This window comes from Kitasatospora sp. NPDC057940 (assembly GCF_042887425.1).
GTDB lineage: Bacteria > Actinomycetota > Actinomycetes > Streptomycetales > Streptomycetaceae > Kitasatospora.
In genome coordinates this window covers 80440-98849 of sequence record NZ_JBHVPH010000010.1, presented here as the reverse complement: position 1 = coordinate 98849, position 18410 = coordinate 80440, and the positions used below count along the sequence as shown (strand labels likewise).

Sequence of the window (18410 nt, the reverse complement as noted above, 5' to 3'; positions counted from 1 at the left end):
GATGACAGCTGACAGATTTCATCATCTGTTGGCTGTCATCTGTTTTCTGTCACTTGTTCGCCGCCGCCTCCGTCACCGGGTCGGCTTGGTGATCACCAGCTCCGTGTTGTGGTCCTCGCCCGCGCCCAGCAGCGCCGCCGGTCGGCCGTTCGGGTCGTTGTACGACAGCTCGCGGTACAGCGCGGCGAGGTTGGCGTCCGAGGTGCTGCCGAAGTCCGTGCCGTACGGCGCGGAGGACTCGATCAGCGTCGTGAACAGGGAGAGCGTGCCGTCCCCGTTGTCCGCGATCTCGATGATGCGCCCGTGCTGCGGGTAGTCGATGTGCGAGGCGGTGTTGATCTCCCAGAACGCCCGCTCCGGCACCGCGTGGCCGTGCGCCGTGACCTTGTTCATGTGGGTGTGCCCGTTCACCCACGCGATCACGTTCGGGTAGCGCTGCAGCAGCGCCACCAGCTCGTTGCCGTCGTGCCGCTTCTCGAAGATGTTGCGCGGGTCGGGCAGCAGGTTGCCCATGGTGGTGCTCGTGTGGTGGCTGAACAGGAGGATCACCTCGTCCGTGCTGCCGCCCGTCACCTTGCGTCCGTCGGTGTCGTACCAGTGGCCGCTGTGCGCCTTCAACTGCTGCTCCAGCCAGCGCAGTTGCGCGGTGCCCAGCGAACCGTCCGCGAATCCGGCCTGGTTGGTGGTGTCCAGGCTGATGCCGACCACCTTCTCCGAGATGCGGAAGGTGTAGTAGAGCTTGCCGCTGCTCACCATGTCCGAGGTGAAACCGTGCCCGTACGGGCCGGCGCCGGTGTGCGCCGGGTTCAGGTGGGCCTTGGCGAACTCCTTGAGCGTGAACGGCCGGCGGCGCTCGTCCGGGGTGATCCGGCGCACCGCGTCGCCGCTCGCGAGCAGCTTCGCGAGCAGGAGCGCGGCGCCGGCCGGGTCGCGGCGCAGCGAGTCCATCAGCTGGGCCGCGTCCGCGTCGTCGCAGCCCTCCAGCTTGTACTGGCCGGTGTAGAGGTCGTTCAGCAGCCCGAGGTCCGGCAGCGAACCCTCAAGACTGTCGTCGTGGTTGCCGACCGTCGTGTACCAGGGCGTACGCAGGCCCGGCGCGTCGAACGGCCGGCCGGCGGCGTCGAGGAAGCCCGGTATCTGCGGGAAGCCCTTCGCCTTGTAGCCGTCGTTGTAGGCGAGTTCGGGGTTCCAGTAGGCGGCGTTGCCCGAGTTCTGCACGCCTTCGTAGCGGTTCGGGTCACCGGTGTTCTGGGCGAGTCGGCCGCCGCCCATGACGGTGAGGTACCAGTCGAGTTCGGCCTGCTCGTGGTTGTCGGTGTTGTCGCCGGTGGCCATCACCATGCTGAACGGCATCCCGGTGTAGGGGCCGCCGTCGAGCGCGTTGACCCGCTCGACGAGGGCCGAGACGCCGCGGGCGTTCAGGGCCTCCTGCGGCCGGTACGCGCTGCCGTTGAACCGGGCCAGGTACTCGAAGCGCACCGGGGACTCGGTGTCCACCAGGTGCAGGTCGCTGAACTGGACGAAGCTGGCCAGCCCGGTCCGCCGGTCGTCCCGCCCGGTGCCCGGCGCCGCCAGGTCGCCGCGCACCACCAGCGGCCAGCCCGGTCCGGCCGTCAGCCGCTTGTACCCGCCGGTGCCGACGGGCGTGGCCACCTGGTCGAGCGTGGTGCCGGTCGTCCTGACCGCCCGCGCGGCGGTGGCCGCCAGTGCGCGCTCGCGCTCCGCCGCCGAGGCGAACTGCCCGCCGCCCAGCGACAAGGCCGACCAGGCGGCGGCCACCGACGTACCGGTGAGGAACGTACGCCGACTCATCCCTGCCACAAAAACCCCCACATGCTGATGGCCCGGCCGGACAACCCGGACACCGGACCCCGTGTCATGAACCCGCCTCTGGCGGACCGCCAGATTACTCACTGGTAGGCACGAGGTGCGAGGCCCGTGCGGAGAACTCTTCGGGAACGCGGGGCAGCGGCCGCTCCCGGACTCGGACACCGGGTCACGGGGCCCCGCTCACCGCCCCCGGTCGGGGCGCGGCCAGGCGAATGGGGGAAAATCGGTACCGACGGTCGGTGCGGCCGCACCTCGACGGAGCCGGAAGCGAGACGCAGGTGGCCATAGCGGGAGCCGAAGCGGGAGCCGAAGCGGGAGCCGAGGCCGGGGGCCGGGCCGGCCAGCTGAAGAGCAGCGGCCTGCGGCACGGCTGGACCACGGGCGCCTGCGCCACCGCCGCCACCAAGGCTGCGTACACCGCGCTGCTCACCGGCGAGTTCCCGGACCCGGTGACCATCACTCTCCCCAAGGGCCAGCAGCCGGCCTTCGCCCTCGCGGCCGATGAACTGACCGCCGAGACCCTCGCCGCCGAGACCCTCGCCGCCGCGGCCGGGGGCCGAGCCGGCGCCCCGCCCGGGCCGGCGAGCGCGATGGCCGCCGTGGTCAAGGACGCCGGCGACGATCCCGACGTCACCCACGGCGCGCTGATCCGCTCGACGGTGCGGGCCGGCGAGCCCGGCGCCGGAGTGGTGTTCCGGGCCGGCCCGGGGGTGGGGACGGTCACCAAGGCGGGCCTGCCGCTGCCCGTCGGCGAGCCCGCGATCAACCCGGTGCCCCGGCAGATGATCCGTGACGCCGTGGCGGAGGTGGCCGCCGCGCACGGCGGCAGCGGGGACGTGGTGGTCGAGATCTCCGTGGACCACGGCGAGGAGATCGCCCGTTCCACCTGGAATCCACGGCTGGGCATCCTCGGGGGCCTGTCCATCCTCGGCACCACCGGCATCGTCGTCCCCTACTCCTGCTCCGCCTGGATCGACTCCATCCGCCGCGGCGTGGACGTGGCCCGGGCGGCGGGCCGCACCCACGTGGCCGGCTGTACCGGCTCGACCTCCGAGAAGGTCGCCGTCGCCGTGCACGGACTGCCCGAGGACGCGCTGCTCGACATGGGCGACTTCGCGGGCGCCGTCCTCAAGTACCTCAAGCGCCACCCGGTGCCCCGGCTGACGATCGCGGGCGGCTTCGCCAAGCTGTCCAAGCTCGCCGCCGGCCACCTCGACCTGCACTCGGCGCGCTCCCAGGTGGACAAGGGGTACCTGGCCGAACTGGCGCGGCGCGGCGGGGCCGACGGGGTGTTGGCCGAGGCGGTGGCCGCCGCCAACACCGGGCTGGAGGCGGTGCAGTTGTGCCGGGGGGCCGGGGTGCCGCTGGGCGATCTGGTCGCCGAGGCGGCGCGGGCGACGGCGCTCGGCGTGCTGGTCGGCTCGCCGGTGGCGGTGGACGTCATCTGCATCGACCGCGCGGGCACCGTCGTCGGCCGGGCGGAGCCGCTCGGGCCGTGACGTTCGGGCGTGGCGTTCGGGCCGTGACGTTCGGGCCGTGACGCTCTCACAGAATCGCGGCAATACCGCCTGGTGATGTGAAGATCTGACGTTCATGCGGGGCGAGAAACGGACAAAAGGAGTGTCATACCCACCCCCGGCTCTGTCGTCATCTCAACCATGAGATATGGTCTGGCGAGTGACAGGCGACTACCTCACCCGTATCGGCACCCTCATCCGTACCGCCCGCCAGCACCGCGGCTGGTCCCAGGCGCAGCTCGGCGAGGCCCTCGGCACCAGCCAGAGTGCGGTCAACCGCATCGAGCAGGGCAAGCAGAACGTCAGCCTTGAGATGATCGCGCGCATCGGCGAAGCCCTCGACAGCGAGATCGTCTCCCTCGGCTACTCCGGCCCGATGCACCTGCGGGTCGCCGGCGGCACCCGACTCTCCGGCGCCATCGACGTCCGCAGCAGCAAGAACGCCTGCGTCGCGATCCTCTGCGCCTCGCTGCTGACCACCGGACGCACCACGCTGCGCAGCGTCGCCCGGATCGAAGAGGTCTACCGCATCCTCGAGGTGCTCACCAGCATCGGCGTCAAGAGCCGCTGGACCAACGACGGCCGCGACCTCGAACTCACCCCGCCCGCCGAGCTCGACCTCGCGGCGATGGACGTCGAGGCGGCCCGCCGCACCCGCAGCGTGCTGATGTTCCTCGGTCCGCTGATGCACCGCGCCAGCCGCTTCGCCATCCCGTACGCGGGCGGCTGCGACCTCGGCACCCGCACCGTCGAGCCGCACCTGACCGCGCTGCGCCGCTTCGGGCTGGAGGTCGCCACCACCGGCGGCGCCTACCACGCCTCGGTCGAGCCGGGCACCCCGCTGGACCGTCCGATCGTGCTGACCGAGCGCGGGGACACCGTCACCGAGAACGCCCTGCTGGCCGCCGCCCGGCACGACGGCGTCAGCGTCATCCGCAACGCCTCGCCCAACTACATGGTCCAGGACCTGTGCTTCTTCCTGGAGAAGCTGGGCGTGCGGATCGAGGGCGTCGGCACCACCACCCTCACCGTCCACGGCGTCCCGGAGATCACCTGCGACGTCGACTACACCCCGGCCGAGGACCCGGTGGAGGCGATGAGCCTGCTCGCCGCCGCCGTCGTCACCTCCTCCGAGCTGACGATCCGCCGGGTGCCGATCGAGTTCCTGGAGATCGAACTCGCGGTGCTGGAGGGGATGGGCCTCGACTACGACCGGACCCCCGAGTACCGGGCCCACAACGGCCACACCCGCCTGGTCGACCTCACCGTGCGCCCGTCCAAGCTGACCGCGCCGATCGACACCATCCACCCGATGCCGTTCCCCGGCATCAACATCGACAACGTGCCGTTCTTCGCGGCCATCGCCGCGGCCGCCCACGGCACCACGATGATCCACGACTGGGTCTACGACAACCGTGCGATCTACCTCACCGAGCTGACGCGCCTCGGCGCCGACGTCAAGCTCCTCGACCCGCACCGCGTCCTGGTCCAGGGCCCCACCCGCTGGCGTGCCGCCGAGATGATGTGCCCGCCGGCCCTGCGCCCCGCGGTCGTCATCCTCCTCGCGATGCTCGCCGCCCAGGGCACCTCCGTCCTGCGCAACGTCTACGTCATCAACCGCGGCTACGAGGACCTCGCCGAACGCCTCAACTCCATCGGCGCGCAGATCGAGACCTTCCGCGACATCTGATCCGATCCGGATCTGAACGACGGTCAGATGGCCGACCGGCCCCACGTGTTGGGGCCGGTCGGCCATTTCGGCTACTCGCCGGTGGTGCCGTCGAGGTGTTCGCGCAGGAGGTCGGCGTGGCCGTTGTGGCGGGCGTACTCCTCGATCATGTGGGTGAGGATCCAGCGCAGCGAGAAGACCTCCTCGCCGTAGTGCCCCAGGACGTCCAACGACTCGGCGTCCGCGACGAGTTGCCGGGCGTGGTCGCACTCGCGGCGCCAGATCGCGAAGGCCTCGTCCGGGTCGGCGGTGTCGGCGTCGAACTCGGCGAAGGAGCCGTCGGGGTTCTTCCAGAAGCCGGGCCGGTCCTCGTCGTCGAGGACGTTGCGGAACCAGCTGCGCTCCACCTCGGCGAGGTGGCGGACCAGCCCGAGCAGGGAGAGGCCGGAGGGTTCGAGGGCCCGGGTGCGGAGCTGTTCGGGGGTGAGGTCGGCGCACTTCAACGCGAGCGTGTCGCGCTGGTGGTCCAGGAAGCTGGCCAGGGTGGCCCGTTCGTCGGCCGTGCGCAGGGTCGTGGTGCGGTGATCGTCTGCCATCGGCCCATCCTGCCGGTGCGGCGCCGAACCCGCCCGGTAATTTCTCGCGGCCCGGTCAGCCTGGTCGGCCTGGTCAGCCTGGTCGGGTCGGCCGGTTCGGCCGACCCGACCCGCCGTCCTAGCGCAGGTGCTGCAACCACCGCACCGCGCCCGGTACGTCCGGGGCCACCGGTACGCCGTCCGGGACCGGTGGACGCTGCACGATGACCACGGGCAGCCGGAGTTCGCGTGCGGCGGTGAGTTTGGGCGCGGTCGCGGCGCCGCCGCTGTCCTTGGTGACCACGAGGTCGATGCCCCGCTCGCGCAGGAGCGCCCGTTCGCCGTCGAGCGTGAACGGCCCCCGGTCCAGCAGGACTTCGAAGGACGGCGGCAGCGGGGGCTCGGGCGGGTCGACCGACCGGGCGAGGAAGTGGACCCCGTCGAGGTGGGCGAACGCGGCGATGCCCTGCCGTCCGGTGGTGAGGAAGACCCGCTCCCCGCGCCGCGGCAGCAGCTCGGCCGCGGCGGCGAGCGAGGGGACGGGGAGCCAGCGGTCCCCGGCGACCGGCGCGAAGCCGGGGCGGCGCAGCACCAGCAGCGGTACGCCGGTGGCCGCCGCCGCGAGGGCGGCGTTGCGGGACATCCCGGCGGCGAACGGGTGGGTGGCGTCGACGACCGCGTCGACCCGCTCGCCGCGCAGCCAGTCGGCCAGCCCCTCCGGGCCGCCGAAGCCGCCGATCCTCACCGCTCCGGCGGGCAGCCGGGGTTGGGCGACCCGGCCGGCCAGCGAACTGGTGACCCGCAGGGACGGCAGCTCGACGAGCGCGGAGGCCAGCGCCCGCCCCTCCGTCGTCCCGCCGAGGACCAGGACGTGCCGGCTCATGGGGTTCACGCCCCGCAGGGCTCGTGCGGGCGTTCGCGCTCCGCCGAGTAGAGGTGGCTGTCGCGGAACTGCTCGGCGGCCAGCGTCCGCCCGACCAGGATGACGGCGGTGCGCACCACGCCCGAGGCCTTGACCTGCCCGGCGATGTCGGCGAGGGTGCCGCGCAGCACCAGCTCGTCCGGCCGGCTGGCCATCGCGACGACGGCGGCCGGGCAGTCGGCGCCGTAGTGCGGGAGCAGCTGCTCGACGACGTCGTCCACGTATCCGGCGGCCAGGTGCAGCACCAGCAGGGCGCCGCTGCGGCCGAGGGTGGCCAGGTCCTCGCCCTCGGGCATCGGGGTGGCGCGCTTGGCGATCCGGGTGAGGATGACGGTCTGGCCGACGGTCGGGACGGTCAACTCCCGCTTGAGCGCGGCCGCTGCGGCGGCGAAGGCGGGCACGCCGGGGACGATCTCGTACGGCACGCCGGCCGCGTCGAGGCGGCGCATCTGCTCGGCGACGGCGGAGAAGACGGACGGGTCGCCGGAGTGCAGCCGGGCCACGTCCTGTCCGGCCTGGTGCGCGCGGACCAGCTCGGCGATGATCTGGTCCAGGTTGAGCTGCGCGGTGTCGACGAGGCGGGCGCCGGGCGGGCATTCGTCGAGCAGTTCGCGCGGCACCAGGCTGCCGGCGTAGAGGCAGACCTCGGCGCGGGCCAGGAGGCGCTGGCCGCGCAGGGTGATCAGGTCGGCGGCGCCGGGGCCGGCTCCGATGAAGTGGACGGTCACGACGCGTTCTCCTGAGGGGTGTTGGGCTTGACGGCGGACCACTGGGTGACCGGCATGGCCTGCCGCCACCCGGTGAAGCCGCCCACCGGGACGGCGTGCGCGACGGCGAGTTTGACGAGCTCCCCGCCGTGGCGCCGGTACCACTCGGTGAGCAGCGCCTCGGATTCCAGCGTCACGGTGTTGGCGACCAGTCGGCCGCCCGGTCGCAGGGCGGCCCAGCAACTGTCCAGCAGGCCGGTCGCGGTGAGGCCGCCGCCGATGAACACGGCGTCGGGGGTGGGGAGTTCGGCGAGCGCGGCGGGGGCCGGGCCGGTCACCACGCGCAGTCGTGGCACGCCCAGGGCGGCGGCGTTGCGGGCGATCCGCTCAGCCCGCACCGGGTCGCGTTCGATGCTGACGGCCTGGCAGTCGCGGTGCGCGCGCAGCCACTCGACGGCGATCGAGCCGGAGCCGCCGCCGACGTCCCAGAGCAGTTCGCCGGGGGAGGGGGCGAGGGCGGCGAGGGTGGCGGCGCGCACGTGCCGCTTGGTGAGCTGGCCGTCGCTCTCGTAGGCGGCGTCGGGCAGGCCGGGGACGAGCGAGCTGCGGGGGCCGTCGCCGAGGTCGACCGCGATGATGTTCAGCGGGTCGCCGGGCGGGTGCGGCCAGCCGTCGGCGGTGCCGTCGAGCTGTCGTTCGGCCGGGCCGCCGAGCTGTTCGAGCACCCGCAGGCGGGCGGCGCCGTAGCCGCGCGCGGTGAGCAGCGCGGCGACGGCGGCCGGGGTGGCGGCGTCGGCGCTCAGAACGAGCAGGCGGCGGCCGGGGTTCACGGCCAGGGCGAGGGTGTCCAGCGGGCGGCCGACCAGGCTGACCACCTCGGTGGACTCCAGCGGCCAGCCGAGTCGGGCGCAGGCGTGGGAGACGGAGGAGGGGTGCGGCAGGACGCGCAGCCGCCCGGCGCCGACCGTCTCGGCGAGGGTGCGGCCGATGCCGTAGAACATCGGGTCGCCGCTGGCCAGGACGGCGACCCGGCGGTCCGCGTGCGCGGCGAACAGCCCGGGGACGGCCGGGCGCAGGGGGGACGGCCACGGGACGCGCTCGGCGGCGACCTCGTCGCGGGGGAGGAGGTCCAACTGCCGGGGGCCGCCGACGACCACCTCGGCTGCCCGCAGGGCGGTCCGGCCGGCGGTGGAGAGGCCGGGCCAGCCGTCGGCCCCGATCCCGACGACGGTGATCGGGGATGGCAGCTCGGGCACCGGGTGGCTCCTTGTCGTTCGGCGGGCGCCGTGAGTAGGGAAAATGACTGTCGGGGCAGCCTACCTGGCGGTATCCGGCCGGTCGTCTCCCGCCCGTCCCCCGCTACCGGTCCGTCCAGTCCCCGGAGTCGATCACCGCGGGCCGCTCCCGCAGCCGGCTCTCGATGGCGGGCCCGGCGAAGTACACCCAGGCCTCCCGCAGCTCGCCCGCCGCCGTCCGCACCGGCAGCCGCCGCCGTACGTACAGGCCGGTTCCGTCCGCCCGGCAGTCCTCCAGCCGGTCCAGCGCCGCGAGCGCTCCGGCGTACGCGCCGGGCCGTACGGTGATCAGCTCGCCCACGATCCGGCGTCCGGGCGACGCGTCCGGCACCGCGTACGGGTACCCGGGGCCGTCGTGCAGCGTGGCGCCGTCCAGCACGGCCGGGCGGACGTCGGCGCAGCGTCCGGCCAGGTGGGCGGCGTGGTTGCGGCCGCCGCTGCGCAGGGTGCCGTAGACGAAGAACGGCAGGGCCTCCTCGGACACGGGTTCGACCTCTCGGCTCGGGGGAGCGCCCACGGTACGTCCTCGCGCCCGCGCCGCGATAGCGCCCCGCGCCCCGTGCCCCGCGCGCCCCGCCGCACCCCGCGCGTCCGCCGGGTGGTGGGTGTCAGACGGCGTCCGGGGCGGTCCGCGCGTAGGTGAGGACGACGTTGCCGCGCTCGAAGACGCGGCTGTCGGTGAGCGTGAAGGCGCGGGGCTCGAACTCCGCGCGGAACAGCGGGATGCCCGATCCGACCACCACCGGGTACTGCTTGATGATCAACTCGTCGATCTCGGGCAGCAGCTGGCCGGCCAGGTCGGCGCCGCCGCAGAGCCAGATGTCGAGCCCGTCCTGCTGCTTCAGTCGGCGGACCAGGGCCACCGGGTCCTCGGCGGTGACCTCCACCGCCGGGTCCGGGCCGGCACCGAGGGTGCGGGAGACCACGATCTGCCGCAGGTGGGCGTAGGGGCTGGTGAGGCCCACGGCCAGCCCCGGTGCGTAGGTGCCACGGCCCATGACGACGGTGTCGAAGCGCTTGTTGGGCGCCTCCGCGATGCCGAACGCCGCGCGGCCGGGGGTGGGGATGGTCTCCGGGTACTCGGCGAAGAGCGTCGAGGTGTAGTCCTCGGTGAGGAACGGCGCGAAGAAGTCGAAGCTGTCGTCCGGGCCGGCGATGAAGCCGTCGATGGTGGCGCCGATGAAGTAGCTGAGCTTGCGCATGCAGGTCCTTTGGGGGTCGGGAAGCGGCGCGGGCCGTGCGGCCCGTCGCCTAACCACTCCGACTATAGTACTCCAGTCATAGTGGTTGCCAAGGCGTTTCAGGCCCGGGCGCCCCGACCTCCGGAAACCCCGCGAGAGAGAATCGGCCCATGGTCCAGAACCCCGCCCGCCGCACCGCCCTCGCCGACGCCGCCATCGAGGTCCTCGCCCGCGACGGCGCCCGCGGCCTCACCTTCCGCGCGGTCGACGTGCAGGCCGGCGTCCCCAACGGCACGGCCTCCAACTACTTCGCCAACCGCGACCACCTGCTCCACCAGACCGCCCGGCACATCCACCACCGGCTCACCCCGGACCCGGCCGTCATCGCCGACCTGCTGCGGGCCCCGCGTGACCGCGCCCTGGTCACCGCCCTGATGCACGACCTGATCCGCCGCATCTCCGCTGACCGGGCCGGCTACCTCGCGATGCTCGAACTGCGCCTGGAGGCCACCCGCCGCCCCGGCCTGCGGGCCCAGCTCACCGGCACCATCCGCGAACAGCTGGAGGCCAACGTCGCCTACCACCTCGACGGAGGGCTGCCCGGCGACCGCGAGACCGTCCTCGTCCTCTACCTCGCGATGACCGGCCTGATCGTCGAACACCTCACCCTGCCCGAGGTGTTGGGCACCGACACCCTGCCCGCCCTGATCGACACCATCGTCGAGCGCATCGTCCCCGCCACCTGACCCCGCCGGCCTCGCGTTCCGGCGGGCGGGAGGGCGGCTGTGCCGGAGGGGGTGTCAGAAGGTGTGCGGGGGCTTGCCCGTCCACCAGTTGCCGGGGGCGTCGGGGTCGCGGCTGGTCCAGAACTCGATGATCGCGCCGGTGAACTCGGCTGCGGAGAGGGTGCCGTCGCCGTCGCGGTCGAGGTGGCGGAAGGCCTCGTCGGCGTCGTCGCGGGAGAGGTCGGCGAAGTGGCCGCGCTGGAAGACGAAGAACTCGCCGGCGTCGACCGTTCCGCTGCGGTCGGTGTCGGCGACGGCGAGGAAGGCGTCGGCGAGTGCGCCGAAGCTGGTCCGCGCGCCCTCGGGGTCGTCGGCGAGGGCGCCGGTCGAGCGGACGAACTGTTCGCGGGTGATCGCCTCGGTGCCGGCGGGCAGGTGGGCGAGGTGCAGGTCGTGCCAGACCGTCAGGTACGCGCGGACGATGACGGCCTCGGCCTCCGAGCCCTCCTGGTGGCCGAGCGAGCGGGCGACGGCGATGCCCATGAGGACGTGGTCCCGTTCGGTGAGGAGCCCGTCGCCGTCGGCGTCGAGGTGGTCGAACCCGTGGTTGATCTTTGCTGTGAGCAGGTCGTCCGACAATGTGCCCCCTCGGTTGGCGATCACTACGACACGTCGCCAGCACGCTAGTGCCTTCAGTCGCGCTCGCGCAGCAGAACGACGGGCGAACGTCCACGCGGGCGACTCGAAGGCAGGGCCGCTAGCCGTCCTGGTGATCGGCCCAGACGTACGCCTCGGGGAGCAGGCTGAGGATGGGCAGGGCGAGCAGCTCCGTCCCCCGCTTGACGATGACCTCGACCGTCGGGAAGTAGTCGAGCAGCACCTGCCGGCAGCGGCCGCACGGCGGCACGACGCCCCGGTCCTGGTCGCCGACCGCGACGATCGTGGTGAGGTCGTACGCGCCCTGGCCGGCGGCCGCGCCGATCAGGACGAGCTCCGCGCACGGGCCGCCGGTGAAGTGGTAGGCGTTCACGGCCGTGACGATCCGCCCGTCGGCGTTGCGTCCGGCGGCCGCGACGGTGTGGTTGTCTCCCCGGCAGTAGCGCCGGGCCACCGCCCGGGCGGCCTCGACGAGCTCGTGGTCGACGGCTGCGCGGTCTCCTGCGGAGTCGGATTGATCGCTGGCGGACATATTCGCTGGGGCTCCTTGATCGCACATGACAGGCTTCGAGCATGGACCGACTGCCCCTGATCGTGCCAACGCTTTACGCCGGCCCCTTCCTCCTCCGCCCCTGGCGCCTCACCGACCTCGCCGTGGTCCGGGAGGCGGGCACCGACCCGTACATCCCGCTGGTCACCACCGTCCCGCCCGCCTCCGCCGGGTACGACGACGAGGCCGACCGGGCGTTCGTCGAACGGCAGTGGGCGAGGGCGGCGGACGGCACCGGTTACTCCTTCACGGTGGCGTCGCGGCCCGACGACCGGGCGGTCGGCTTCGTCGGGCTGTTCCCGCAGGCCGACGGCCGGGCCTCCATCGGTTACTGGACGGCCCTCTCGGCGCGCGGCCGCGCGGTGGCCGGGCACGCGCTGCGGACGGTCGCGGCCTGGGCGCTGGACGACCTCGGCCTCGCCCGGCTGGAGCTGTACATCGAACCCTGGAACACCGCGTCCCTCCGGACCGCCGAGCGGACCGGCTTCCGGCACGAGGGCCTGCTGCGCAGCCACCGCACCGTCGGCGACGAGCGCCGCGACATGCACCTCTACGCGCTCCTCCCCACCGACCCCCGCGAGACCACCGACCCCCGCGAGACCACCGACCCCCGCGAGGCCACGCCCGACCGCACGGCCACGGCCAGTCCCGTCGCGGCCGCCGACCCCCGCGAGGACCGGCCCCAGCGCTAGTGCACCGCCGCCAGCAGCTCCCGGGTGTACTCGGTGTGCGGCGCGCTGAACAGGCGGTCGCGGTCGGTGGACTCGACCAGCCGGCCCCGGTGCATCACGGCCACCCGGTCGCAGAAGTGCCGCACCACGGCGAGGTCGTGCGAGACGAACAGGAAGGCGACGCCGAGGCGTTCGCGCAGCTCCATCAGCAGGTTGAGCACCTGCGCCTGGACCGAGACGTCGAGGGCCGACACCGGTTCGTCCGCGATGATCAGGCGCGGCTGCGGGGCGAGGGCCCGCGCGATGCCGATCCGCTGGCGCTGTCCGCCGGAGAACTCGTGCGGGTAGCGGTCCAGGTGGGCGGCGGGCAGCCCGACCTGGTCCAGCAGTTCGGCCGAGCGCTCCCGCCGCTGCGCCGCGTCGAGCGAGGTGTGCAGGCGCAGCGGGGTGTCGAGGGTCTGGGCGACGGTGCGGCGCGGGTTGAGGGAGGCGTAAGGGTCCTGGAAGACCAGCTGGATCTCCCGGCTGAGCCGGCGCCGCAGCTCCCGGCCCGGGCGGGTGACGTCCTGGCCGTCGTACAACACCGTTCCCGAGGTGGGCTGTTGGAGGCCGGCCAGGACGCGGGCGGTGGTGGACTTGCCGGAGCCGGACTCGCCGACCAGTCCGAGCGTCTCGCCGGGGGCGATCCGCAGTCCCACGCCCTCCACCGCCCGGACGGGCTCGGCGCGCAGGCTGGGGAGGCGGCGCCGCCCGGGGAAGTGGACGGCGAGGTCCGCCACCTCGACGAGCCAGCGCTCGGGGTGCCCGACCGTCCGGGGCGCGAATTCGGCGGTTGGTGACGGATCGTCAACTGTCGGCAGCGGTGAGCCGGGTACGGAGTCCAGGGTGAGCGCCGCCCCGACCAGTGCGCGGGTGTACGGCTCGCGCGGCGCGGCCAGCAGCTCGGCGGTCGGCGCGGACTCCACCTCGACGCCGCCGCGCAGCACGAGCGTGCGGTCCGTCGTCCCGGCGACCACGCCGAGGTCGTGGCTGACCAGCAGCACCGCCGTGCCGTGCTCGCGCTGCAACTCACCGAGCAGGTCGAGGACTTGCCGCTGCACCCGGGAGTCCAGGGCGGTGGTGGGCTCGTCGGCGATCAGCACCTGAGGGTCGTTCATCAGCGCCATGGCGATCATCACCCGCTGGCGCATCCCGCCGGAGAACTGGTGCGGGAAGTCGCGCACCCGGGCGGCCGGTATGCCGACCCGGTCGAGCATTTCGGCGGCCCGTCGGCGGGCCTCGGTGCGGCCGGCGCCGGGGTGGTGCAGCCGGTACATCTCGGCGAGTTGGGCGCCGACGCCGTGGAAGGGGCTGAGCGAGGTGAGCGCGTCCTGGAAGACCAGCGCGGCCCGGCCGCCCCGGACCGGGCGCAGCGCGGACTCGGTCGCGCCCACCAACTCCTGCCCGCCCAGCCGGATCGAGCCGGTGACGGTGGTGGTGCGCGGGTCGTGCAGGCCGAGGACGGCGAGGCCGGTGGCCGACTTGCCGGAGCCCGACTCGCCGACCAGGCCGAGGACTTCACCGGCGGCGAGGTCGAAGGAGAGCCCCCGGACGGCGGTCACGGGAGCGCCGCCGCGCGGGTCGGCGAAGGTGACGGTCAGATCGCGAACGCTCAGCACGGGCTCTGCGCCAGGCGCGGCAGCAGTCCCAGGCGCGGCCTCCGACGCGGCTCCGGGCGCGGCCCCGGCGACGGCCCCGGACACGGATTCAACAGTGGACGTCATCGAACGGCTCCAGTCAGCTCAGGCGGATTCGCGGGTCGAGCCAGGCCACCACCAGGTCGGCCAGCGCGACGAACAGCACCACGAAGCAGGCGGCCAGCAGCACCGCGCCGACCACTGCGGGCAGGTCCTGCCCGGACACCGCCTGGGCGGCGAACCGCCCGACCCCGTTCAGTCCGAACACCGTCTCGGTGATGACCGCCCCGCCGAGCAGCACCCCGGCCTCCAGGCCGAGCAGTTGCACCAGCGGCCCGGCGGCGCCGCGCGAGGTGTACTTGAGGTGGGCGCGCAGCCGGCCGAGGCCCTTGCCGCGCGCGGTGCGGACGTACTCCTCGTTCATCGTCTCCAGCAGCTGGGAGCGGGAAAGCCGGGCGAACACGGCGGAGTTGACGAAGCCGAGGACGAGCCAGGGGAGCAGCAGCCCGCCCGCCCAGGCCGCGAGGTCCTCGGTCGGCGGGGTGTAGGAGGGCAGCGGCAGCAGGCCGGTGGAGTAGACCAGTGCCCACTGGGCGACGTATCCGAGGAAGTAGATCTGCACGCTGGCGCCGACGAGGGTGAAGCCGGAGAGCAACCGGTCGGTGCGGCCGCCGTGCCGTAGCGCGGAGACGAACCCGGTGCCGAGGCCGAGCACCAGCAGGACGGCGAGGGCGCCGGCGGTGAGCGAGAAGGTGACCGGCAGGTGGTCGGCCAGGGCCTCGGTGACGGGCTGGTGCAGCCGGTAGGAGTAGCCGAGGCAGGGGGCGTCGCAGTGGATGACCGAGCCGTCCACGTCGCTGATGTCGCGCCCGGCGACGACCCCGGTGAGGTAGTCGGTGTACTGGGTGAGCAGCGGCTGGTCCAGGCCCATGCTCTGGCGCACCGCCGCGACTTGGCCGCTGTCGCAGCGCGGGCCGCAGGCGGCGCGGGCCGGGTCGGCGGGCGCGGCGTAGAAGAGGGCGAAGGCGGCGGCGGAGACCGCGACCAGGACGGCGAGGGCCTGGAGGGTCCGCCGCAGGGCGAAGGAGAGCATGGCCGGTCCGGGGTCGACGGGACAAGGAGGCGTACGCGGGGCAGAACTACGCGGGGCAGGACTACGTGCAGCAGGACTACGCGGAGCACGCGGGGAGTTCAGGGGCCCGCCCCCGCACCGACCGGCGCGGGGGCGGGTACGGCGGTCAGGACTTCAGGTACAGCCAGGCCAGGCTGACGGTGCCGTAGATGGGGTGGATGAACGCCCCGCCGACGTTGGAGCCGCGCACCTGGTTGACGTTCGCGTAGACGAACGGCAGCACCGGGACGTCCTGCATCACGGTCTTCTCCAGCGCGTACAGCTCCTTGGCCTTGGCGCGCGGCTCGCCGATCTGGTTGATCCGGTCGATCTCCTTGTCCACCGCCGGGTTGCGGTAGCGCGCGGAGTTGAGGTCGCTGCCGGCGCGGCCGTCGAAGGAGAACGGGATCAGCGTGGACGGGGTCGGCCAGTCGACGGAGGAGGTCTCCTCGAACAGGTCGTACGGGGAGTCGGCGCGGTGCACCTCGTCCAGGAACGCCTTGGGGTCGATCGGCTTGGGCACGATGGTGATGCCCGACTTGGCGAAGCCGTCCACCAGCACCTGCGCGGTGCGCTGCCCGTCCGGGGTGTTCTTGTACCCGTAGGTCAGGCTCGTCGGCGCCTGCTTGGCCTTGGCGAGCGCGGCCTTGGCGGCCTCGGGGTCGCCTTCGGGCTTGACCGGGTAGAGGTCGTACTTCTCCCAGTCGATCAGCGCCGGCGAGCTGAGCGTGGTGGCGAGTTCGCCGATCCGGGAGCCGCCCTGGACCTGGCGGGCCTGCTGGCGGGGGTAGCCGAGGTGCAGGGCCTTGCGGACCTCGACGTCCGGCACCCGCTCGTTGTTGATCACCAGCTGGGTGACGAAGGCGCCCTGGCGTCCGGAGACGACCAGGTCCTTGGCCTTCGGGTCGGTGTCGGCGGTCTGGTACAGCTCGGGGGAGAGCACGTCGGAGGCGGTGGTGGCGCTGGCGCCGCCGTCGCGCCCGGACAGGATCTCCTGGTTGATGTTGAGCGCCTCCTTGCCGAACGTGAAGACGAACTTGTCCGGGTACTGGCTGCGGATCGGGTCGGTCTCGGCCTTCCAGGCGGGGTTGCGCTCCAGCACCATGCGGGTGTTCTGGACGTGCTCGACGATCCGGTAGGGGCCGGTGGCGAACGGCTGCCGGTCGTAGTCCGTCCCGGTGTCCTTGTCCCGGCGCACCGGCGAGGACGAGGACTGCGCGGCCATGTACGGGACGTCGGCCTGCGGCTGCGGGAAGTGGAAGACGATGGTGTGCTCGTCGGGCGTCTCGATCGCGGCCAGGTCGCCGTCCTGCGGGCCGGAGTACTTGGCGCGCGCCGCCTCGTAGCTGGCCTCGCCGGTGAGCCACTGCGGCCAGTACGGCGGGCCGACCTCGTAGCCCTTGCCGAAGCTGCGCTCGATGCCGTACTTGACGTCCTGGGCGGTGATCGGCTTGCCGTCCTCCCAGGCCACGCCGTCCTTGAGCCTGTACGTCCAGGTGCGCCCGCCGTCGCCGGAGGTGCCGGTGTCGGTCGCCAGGTCGCCGACCAGCTTGGCCTTGCCGTCGACTACCTGGTACTGCGTCAGCTGGCGGCCCCAGAGCAGCGAGGCGTTGTACGTCGCGCCCGCGTAGACCTTCTGCGGGTCGAGGTGGCGGAACTCGACGCTGTTGTACACGTTCACGGTGCCGCCCACGCGGGCGCCGGCGACGGCGGGGGCCGGGCCCGCGCTCTCCTTCTCGCCGCCGAGCGCGGCGGTCAGCGGGGACGTCTCCTTGGCGGCCGCCCCGGCGGGCGCCGGGCCGGTGCCCGCGCCGGCCGAGCAGGCGGTCGCCAGCAGGGCGGTGGCGACGACGGCGAGGGACGGTCTGGTCCAGCGCATGGCGAATCTCTCCTTGCCCCGGGAGTCGGGGCGGTCGGGGCGGGCTCGGGGTGATGGACGGAGGAGTGCGGGGCTCAGCGGGCGGCGCGCGGGTCCAGGGCGTCCCGGACGGCGTCGCCGAGCAGGTTGAAGGCGAGCACGAAGAGCAGCAGCGCGACGCCGGGGAAGACCATGTAGGTCGGGTCGGCCTGGAAGACCTCGGAGCCGCGGGAGATCATCCGCCCCCAGTCCGGGATCGGCTCCGTGATGCCGACGCCGAGGAAGGACAGCACCGCTTCGGAGGCGACGAAGGTCGGCACCGCCATGGTGGCGTGCACCAGCAGCTGCGAGCGGACGTTCGGCAGCAGTTCGTGGACGACGACATGGAATCGGCCGGCGCCCTGGGCCCGGGCGGACTGCACGAAATCCCTTTCCCGGAGCGACCGGACGGTGGCTCGCAGGGAAAGCGCGAGCGGAATCCAGCCGAACGCGGAGAAGACCAGGATCAGCACCAGGAACTGCATCCACTCCGGTTCCGCGGCGCCCGGATCGACCAGCCGGGACTGGATGACGGGGCTCAGCGCGAGGAGCAGGAGCAGGGTCGGAAAGGCCAGCAGCACATTGGCCAGGAAGCCGAACAGCCGGTCGGCGATCCCGCCGAGGTAGCCGACCGCGACCCCGGCCAGCACGCCGAGCGTGGTGGTCACGGCGGCGGAGGCGAAGGCGATCAGCAGCGAGGTGCGGATGCCGTAGAGCAGCTGGGTCAGGACGTCCCGGCCGAGCCCCGGCTCCAGGCCGAACCAGAAGTCGCCCGAGATGCCGCCGTTCGGCAGGACGGGCAGGCCGCTGTCGCTGAGCAGGCCGGGGGAGTTCTGGCCGTAGTGCTCGACCGGGTTCTTCCCGTACAGGGCGGCGATCAGCGGGGCGGCGAGGGCGAGCAGCAGGAAGAGCAGGACGACGGCGAGGGCGGCGGCGCCGACCCGGTCGCGCAGGAGCCGGCCGAGCAGTCTCGGCGCGGCGGGTGCGGGGACGGAGCCCGCTGCTGTTTCGACCACGGCCATGAGAGGCGTACTCCCCGAATTCTCCGCCGCCCTGTGGGTGAGGGTGCGCTGGTGTGCATTTCCGAACCGGCCCCCGGGGGTTTCCCGTCGGCCGTTCGAGCGCCATCAGACCGGATCTTCGGGAGCTCCGCAAATCACCTCCGGCGGTTTTCCCCGGCATTGTTTCGGCGCGTATTGCGGCTTCATTCGGCGTCATTGTGCCGCAATACCGGCGTTGCAAAAGAACGGACATCGATGGGCGAAACGGGCGTGCCGTCCCGAATCCTGAGATCTCCGCCACATCCCCCCGGGCATTGGTACGATCCCGGGGAGCCGCGACTGGCGCGCACGGATGGAACCGACCATCGGGAAGCGGCTCCGTGCACCCGCACGACAGTTGCCGAGCGCCTGGGCCGTCCGTACTCG

17 protein-coding genes and 1 riboswitch are annotated in these 18410 nt (G+C 72.9%); of the genes, 4 read left to right on the top strand and 13 right to left on the bottom strand.

Annotation, left to right across the window (positions count from 1 at the left end):
* Window positions 1–72: 72 nt before the first annotated feature.
* Entirely contained in the window at window positions 73–1812 is a 1740-nt protein-coding gene (locus tag ACFVTF_RS18040) for a TIGR03767 family metallophosphoesterase (protein ID WP_387814515.1), read from the bottom strand.
* 296 nt (window positions 1813–2108) lie between these two features.
* Between ACFVTF_RS18040 and ACFVTF_RS18035 the strand changes: the two genes are divergently transcribed.
* Both ACFVTF_RS18035 and ACFVTF_RS18030 read left to right on the top strand, forming a co-directional pair.
* A complete protein-coding gene (locus tag ACFVTF_RS18035) occupies window positions 2109–3329 on the top strand; it encodes a cobalt-precorrin-5B (C(1))-methyltransferase (protein ID WP_387814513.1) in 1221 nt (406 codons plus the stop codon).
* Window positions 3330–3507: 178 nt separating this feature from the next.
* A complete protein-coding gene (locus tag ACFVTF_RS18030; RefSeq protein ID WP_350875492.1) occupies window positions 3508–5037 on the top strand; it encodes a UDP-N-acetylglucosamine 1-carboxyvinyltransferase in 1530 nt (509 codons plus the stop codon).
* A gap of 71 nt (window positions 5038–5108) precedes the next feature.
* On the opposite strand, the gene ACFVTF_RS18025 is transcribed toward ACFVTF_RS18030, so the two are convergent.
* The 6 genes from ACFVTF_RS18025 to ACFVTF_RS18000 all read right to left on the bottom strand — a co-directional run bounded on the left by ACFVTF_RS18025 (window position 5109) and on the right by ACFVTF_RS18000 (window position 9717).
* Window positions 5109–5612 (bottom strand): DinB family protein, encoded by a 504-nt coding sequence (locus ACFVTF_RS18025; protein WP_387814510.1) that lies wholly within the window; start codon window positions 5610–5612, stop codon window positions 5109–5111.
* Between the two features lie 118 nt (window positions 5613–5730).
* Window positions 5731–6474 carry a cobalt-precorrin-6A reductase gene (locus tag ACFVTF_RS18020; RefSeq protein ID WP_387814508.1) on the bottom strand — a complete coding sequence of 248 codons (744 nt, stop codon included), beginning with the start codon at window positions 6472–6474 and terminating at the stop codon, window positions 5731–5733.
* Between the two features lie 5 nt (window positions 6475–6479).
* A complete protein-coding gene (gene cobM / locus ACFVTF_RS18015; RefSeq protein WP_387814506.1) occupies window positions 6480–7241 on the bottom strand; it encodes a precorrin-4 C(11)-methyltransferase in 762 nt (253 codons plus the stop codon).
* Window positions 7238–8476 (bottom strand): precorrin-6y C5,15-methyltransferase (decarboxylating) subunit CbiE, encoded by a 1239-nt coding sequence (cbiE, locus tag ACFVTF_RS18010; protein WP_387814504.1) that lies wholly within the window; start codon window positions 8474–8476, stop codon window positions 7238–7240. The genes cobM and cbiE overlap by 4 nt, the downstream gene beginning before the upstream one ends.
* Window positions 8477–8579: 103 nt before the next feature.
* On the bottom strand, window positions 8580–8999 hold the full coding sequence (locus ACFVTF_RS18005) for a gamma-glutamylcyclotransferase family protein (protein ID WP_387814502.1): 420 nt from the start codon (window positions 8997–8999) through the stop codon (window positions 8580–8582).
* A 124-nt stretch (window positions 9000–9123) separates the two neighbouring features.
* Window positions 9124–9717 (bottom strand): dihydrofolate reductase family protein, encoded by a 594-nt coding sequence (locus ACFVTF_RS18000; RefSeq protein ID WP_387814500.1) that lies wholly within the window; start codon window positions 9715–9717, stop codon window positions 9124–9126.
* Between the two features lie 149 nt (window positions 9718–9866).
* On the opposite strand from ACFVTF_RS18000, the gene ACFVTF_RS17995 reads away from it, so the two are divergent.
* Window positions 9867–10442 (top strand): TetR/AcrR family transcriptional regulator, encoded by a 576-nt coding sequence (locus tag ACFVTF_RS17995; RefSeq protein ID WP_387814498.1) that lies wholly within the window; start codon window positions 9867–9869, stop codon window positions 10440–10442.
* A 54-nt stretch (window positions 10443–10496) separates the two neighbouring features.
* On the opposite strand, the gene ACFVTF_RS17990 is transcribed toward ACFVTF_RS17995, so the two are convergent.
* A complete protein-coding gene (locus tag ACFVTF_RS17990) occupies window positions 10497–11060 on the bottom strand; it encodes an EF-hand domain-containing protein (RefSeq protein WP_371520933.1) in 564 nt (187 codons plus the stop codon).
* A 118-nt stretch (window positions 11061–11178) separates the two neighbouring features.
* Entirely contained in the window at window positions 11179–11610 is a 432-nt protein-coding gene (locus tag ACFVTF_RS17985; RefSeq protein WP_387814496.1) for a cytidine deaminase family protein, read from the bottom strand.
* Window positions 11611–11651: 41 nt separating this feature from the next.
* Between ACFVTF_RS17985 and ACFVTF_RS17980 the strand changes: the two genes are divergently transcribed.
* Window positions 11652–12320, top strand: coding sequence for a GNAT family N-acetyltransferase (locus tag ACFVTF_RS17980; RefSeq protein WP_387814494.1), 669 nt, complete (start codon window positions 11652–11654; stop codon window positions 12318–12320).
* Here the strand turns inward: ACFVTF_RS17980 and ACFVTF_RS17975 are convergent.
* From ACFVTF_RS17975 to ACFVTF_RS17960, 4 genes are all read right to left on the bottom strand, one after another.
* A complete protein-coding gene (locus ACFVTF_RS17975; RefSeq protein ID WP_387814492.1) occupies window positions 12317–13957 on the bottom strand; it encodes a dipeptide ABC transporter ATP-binding protein in 1641 nt (546 codons plus the stop codon). The genes ACFVTF_RS17980 and ACFVTF_RS17975 overlap by 4 nt on opposite strands.
* A 118-nt stretch (window positions 13958–14075) precedes the next feature.
* Window positions 14076–15068, bottom strand: coding sequence for an ABC transporter permease (locus ACFVTF_RS17970; protein ID WP_063350084.1), 993 nt, complete (start codon window positions 15066–15068; stop codon window positions 14076–14078).
* Window positions 15069–15213: 145 nt separating this feature from the next.
* Window positions 15214–16965, bottom strand: coding sequence for an ABC transporter substrate-binding protein (locus ACFVTF_RS17965; protein WP_371520946.1), 1752 nt, complete (start codon window positions 16963–16965; stop codon window positions 15214–15216).
* A 74-nt stretch (window positions 16966–17039) separates the two neighbouring features.
* The gene (locus ACFVTF_RS17960; protein ID WP_363367281.1) at window positions 17040–18005 is read right to left on the bottom strand and encodes an ABC transporter permease; all 966 of its coding nucleotides are present in this window, start codon (window positions 18003–18005) and stop codon (window positions 17040–17042) included.
* A 304-nt stretch (window positions 18006–18309) separates the two neighbouring features.
* A riboswitch (ZMP/ZTP riboswitch) is annotated at window positions 18310–18405 on the top strand.
* Window positions 18406–18410: the final 5 nt, after the last annotated feature.